This window comes from Streptomyces sp. NPDC002130 (assembly GCF_040296465.1).
Lineage (GTDB): Bacteria > Actinomycetota > Actinomycetes > Streptomycetales > Streptomycetaceae > Streptomyces.
On sequence record NZ_JBEOXI010000439.1, the window covers coordinates 1 to 4,055 of the forward strand.

The following is a 4,055-nucleotide window of genomic DNA, read 5'->3' on the forward strand; positions in this document are numbered from 1 at the left end:
ACGGACTCGCCCGCTACACCCACCCCGCAGCGCGGGCCGAGCCCGTCGACGCCCTCTTCGATGGCGGCCAGACTGGCCTGCGCGCGACTGCTCGTCGAACGGCCGATGACGACGTCTTCACCGACAACGGTTCGCGCGTAGGGGACCGGAATGTCGTTCTGGCCGAGGTGGAGGATGTCGGCACCGGAAGCCATCGCGAGATCCGCGCGATCGTTGACGGCCAACAATGCGCCGTGGCGTCGCGCTGCTGCCGCGAGAATGCCCAGCGCTACCAGTTCGTCCTTGGCCTCGCCCTAACTGCATACGCACAAAAATTTAATCTGACCTCCACGATACATATTTTCTTCATTCGCGGAATAAAGTCCGGTAGAGACGTCGGGAGCACGGGGAACTCAGGTAGGCGATATACAGCCCCACGCGCGATCGAAACGGGCGCTGATCAACCGGACGAGATCATCATCGCTGATTGCCGAGTCGCCGAAGGCGATCGAATCCATCGGCATGCCGGCAATAACCGCGTTTCCCACAAGGCCGGTCATCGAACCATCACCACCGAACGCGACGGCGCAACCCGCCGCAACCACCTGCTCGATCACCCACCCACGATCGGACCCGGAGCCGCCGCGATAGCGAAGAAAACCGGATCCCTCATCCCATATCGATACGAACCACTCCACAACTTGCCCCTCCATATCGGCGCGCATAGACGTCCAATCCTTAGACACCAAAGGCGGGTTCTGCCAGCTTCTGCCCCTTCCACTCTGCTTCAATGCCCGCGATCTTCAGAAGACCTCCACACCTCTGGGCCCGCATAGATGGAAGCCCGAACGTGTACTCAGCGGTTATGTGCTCAACACGGATGAGAAAGAAGGGAGCCCTCGGCCGTTGACGGAGAACGAAATCTCCGCAGATCAGGAAACTACGCAACAACCAATGACGCAGCCCCTTTCAATCGGTGGACAGCTCGGCAGCTGTTCATAATCTGTATCCGATGGTATAGATTTTAGAGTGTTGTTGACGTAGGTACGAAGAAAGCACTCACAGAGTCGGGAGCCCGATAATGACGATCGCCGTCTCACCAACTCGGCACAGCGAGATCAGCTTCACCTGCGCGAGCTGGGGTGCAGCGGATGTCGGGCGGCGTATCGCTTCGATGCTTCGAGGCATCCCGCGTGGGCCTTTCATCGATGTCGCGTTGGTGGTCATGGCAGCTGTTGTCCTGGGCCTCACGGTGGGGTGGCTGCTTACCAACGTCGCCGCAGGCTTGGCAATTACGCTCGGCACCGCGGTAGCTTTCCGCTTCGTTCTAGGCACGCTCACTACGTGAGAGACCACAGTTCGCTGCCGCAACTCACCTCGCGACATCGAGCGGCTTCGAAGTCGGCGACATCCCCCGACGCCACCGTCCATCCCAGTCCAGGAGGAACTTATGCCATCACGTAATACCGTCATTCGCAGTCTGCACGACCTCGGAGCAGCAGCATGGTTCGGCGGCTCGCTGATGGGGGCAGTCGGTCTTAACGGCGCCGCCGATGCGGTTCGTGACCCCCAGGACCGCGCACGGGTCGCCTCGTTGGGATGGGCGAAATGGGCTCCGGTCAACGCGGCCGCTATCGGTGCTCACCTCGTCGGCGGCGGGGCACTGCTGTATGCGAACAGGGACCGAGCGCAACACCAGGGCGGGGTCAAAGCGAACACGATCACCAAGATCGTTGTCACGGGCGCTGCCCTTGCGGCGACCGCATACAGCGGTGTCCTCGGAGCCAAGATCGCCACAGCAGACGGCGAATACGTCGAGGGTGCTACCGAACCGGCGCCCTCGACCCCCGACGAGGTCACCGCCGCTCAGCGGCAACTGCAGTATGTGCAGTGGGCTCTGCCGGCTCTGACCGGGGCCATCGTCGTTCTGGGAGCGCAGCAGGGCGAGCAGCAACGCCCCGCACAAATTCTCACCGGGCTCGGTTCCACTCTGGCCCGTCGTGTCCGCAAGTGAACCCGCACTGTTTCCCGAACAGACACGATTGATGATGCAAAACAGTGACAGTTCGACGATTACGGTGGAGGACGCTCGACTGCTGCGCGGAGGGCAGGTAATCGGAGTTGACGGCGATGTTATCGGTGTGATCGGGTCGTTGCTTCTCGATCCGATCACAGCGTCACCGCATTGGGTGACTGTGGACTTCGATGACGCTGGGTATGCCTTGGTTCCCCTGACTGGTGCTTATCGTGACGGGCAAAGCCTGCGAGTGCCGTTCACCGGCGCCCAGGTCAGCGGTGCACCGGAGCGGGGACATGTCGATGCTCTAACTCCTGATGACGAACAGGTTTTGCGCAACTACTACGTACAAGTTCGAGCGAGAGGAACTGATCAGAGATGACCGGCGCTGACACCGCTCCGGTCGAGGCGGACCCGGACGACCCTCGCAAACCGCAGTCGCCGACCGAGCTGACGAAATCGTCGTGGCTCTACGTACTGCGCTCGACCGCTCGCCAGTTCTCGCGTGATCAGTGCACTGACCTCGCGGCTGCGTTGACGTATTACGCTGTGCTGTCGCTGTTTCCGGCGATCCTGGCAGTGGTTTCCCTTCTCGGAGTATTCGGCCAAGGTCAGTCGACCGTGGATGCGGTTTTGCAAATTGTCGGCGCCCTCGGTCCATCCTCGGCAGTGGATACCCTGAGGGGACCGATTCAGCAGCTCGTGCAAGCCCCGGCGGCTGGGTTCGCCCTCATCGCCGGTATCGCGGGCGCGCTATGGTCCGCTTCCGGGTATGTCGGAGCGTTCGGGCGTGCGATGAACCGCATGTACGAGGTCGACGAAGGCCGTCCAGTGTGGAAACTTCGGCCGGTGATGCTGCTGGTGACTATCGTCGCGTTGACGTTGATCGGTTGCGCTGCAGCGATGTTGGCGATCAGTGGGCCCGTTGCACGAGCGATCGGCGATGTGATCGGGGCGGGAGACACCGCCTTGACTGTCTGGAATATCGCTCGCTGGCCGGTGGTGCTGGTGTTCGTCGTTCTCGCCGTTGCGATTCTGTATTACGCCACTCCGAACATCCAGCAACCGAAGTTTCGGTGGATCAGCGGCGGCGCCGCCCTGGCCATTGTGGTGTGGATCCTCGCATCGGTCGGTTTCGGGTTTTACGTCGCCAACTTCAGCAGCTACAACAAGACCTACGGCTCCCTCGCCGGCGCGATCGTGTTCCTGCTGTGGTTGTGGATCACCAACCTTGCACTGCTGTTCGGCGCAGAACTCGATTCCGAACTCGAACGCGGACGACAACTTCAAGCCGGGATCGCCGCCGAAGAACAACTCCAACTCCCGCCCAGAGACACTCGCGTCTCGGACAAGAACGCCCAGAAAGACGCCGACGAGGTCGAACGTGGGCGAGAGTTGCGTCAGGCGCACATCTCCGACCACGGTAGCGAAAAGTCCAGGGCTGCTAGTTCTGCCGACCCGTACCCACCGAAACCGGGAGGAACACCGATGAGTGATCCCACACGCGACCACGCTGAGCGCACCCCTACGCCGAACTCCCCCCAAGCGGCGGACTTGTCGACCGTTCAACTCGTCGAGCGACTCACCGAGCAAGTGTCGACACTGGTGCGCACTGAAATCGCCGCCGGACTGGACGAAGTCAAAAACAAAGGCACCCGACTCGGGATCGGGATCGGCATCTCCGGAGCGGGAGCCGTCTTGGCGTTGTTCGGACTCGCAACTCTGATCGCCGCAGCAGTACTCGGACTCGCCACCGTCGTTGCCCCCTGGCTCGCAGCGCTGATCGTCGGCGTTACTGTTCTGATGATCGGCGGAGCGGTGGCCGCGGTGGGCGCAACCCGATCCAAGAAGGCACTACCACCAGTTCCGCAGGACACCGCGGCCAGCGTCAGCGAAGACATCTCCACCATCAAGAAGGGCATCCGATGACCGACAGTCATGACAACCCGTCCGAGAGCATTCCACCTGGGGCGACCGCGTCGACTGACCCGGAGCGGAGCGTGGAAGAACAGCGCGCCGATCTCGCGGACACCGTCGCCGCGCTCGCCGCCAAAGCGGA

The 4,055-nt window shown here is 61.9% G+C and carries 6 protein-coding genes; 4 read left to right on the forward strand and 2 right to left on the reverse strand.

Annotated elements, in window-relative coordinates:
* Both ABT116_RS40485 and ABT116_RS40490 read right to left on the reverse strand, forming a co-directional pair.
* Positions 1-224 (reverse strand): thiamine phosphate synthase (locus ABT116_RS40485; protein ID WP_351645058.1); only part of this gene is annotated, 224 nt, incomplete at its 3' end.
* Positions 225-392: 168 nt separating this feature from the next.
* Positions 393-704: a hypothetical protein gene (locus ABT116_RS40490; RefSeq protein ID WP_125053497.1), complete on the reverse strand. Its 312-nt coding sequence runs from the start codon at positions 702-704 to the stop codon at positions 393-395.
* A 356-nt stretch (positions 705-1,060) separates the two neighbouring features.
* On the opposite strand from ABT116_RS40490, the gene ABT116_RS40495 reads away from it, so the two are divergent.
* The 4 genes from ABT116_RS40495 (at position 1,061) to ABT116_RS40510 (ending at position 3,925) form a co-directional block, all read left to right on the forward strand.
* A complete protein-coding gene (locus tag ABT116_RS40495; protein ID WP_037130799.1) occupies positions 1,061-1,327 on the forward strand; it encodes a hypothetical protein in 267 nt (88 codons plus the stop codon).
* A gap of 102 nt (positions 1,328-1,429) precedes the next feature.
* Positions 1,430-1,993, forward strand: a complete 564-nt coding sequence (locus ABT116_RS40500) for a hypothetical protein (RefSeq protein ID WP_003943350.1) — start codon at positions 1,430-1,432, stop codon at positions 1,991-1,993.
* Positions 1,980-2,378, forward strand: coding sequence for a hypothetical protein (locus ABT116_RS40505; protein ID WP_350835159.1), 399 nt, complete (start codon positions 1,980-1,982; stop codon positions 2,376-2,378). The genes ABT116_RS40500 and ABT116_RS40505 overlap by 14 nt, the downstream gene beginning before the upstream one ends.
* On the forward strand, positions 2,375-3,925 hold the full coding sequence (locus tag ABT116_RS40510) for a YhjD/YihY/BrkB family envelope integrity protein (protein WP_064442830.1): 1,551 nt from the start codon (positions 2,375-2,377) through the stop codon (positions 3,923-3,925). The genes ABT116_RS40505 and ABT116_RS40510 overlap by 4 nt, the downstream gene beginning before the upstream one ends.
* The last annotated feature ends 130 nt before the right edge of the window (positions 3,926-4,055 follow it).

Coding starts and splice junctions, on each gene's coding strand:
- ABT116_RS40495 (WP_037130799.1), top strand. CDS start 1,061: ATGACGATCGCCGTCTCACCAACTCGGCACAGCGAGATCAGCTTCACC.
- ABT116_RS40510 (WP_064442830.1), top strand. CDS start 2,375: ATGACCGGCGCTGACACCGCTCCGGTCGAGGCGGACCCGGACGACCCT.
- ABT116_RS40490 (WP_125053497.1), bottom strand. CDS start 704: ATGCGCGCCGATATGGAGGGGCAAGTTGTGGAGTGGTTCGTATCGATA.
- ABT116_RS40500 (WP_003943350.1), top strand. CDS start 1,430: ATGCCATCACGTAATACCGTCATTCGCAGTCTGCACGACCTCGGAGCA.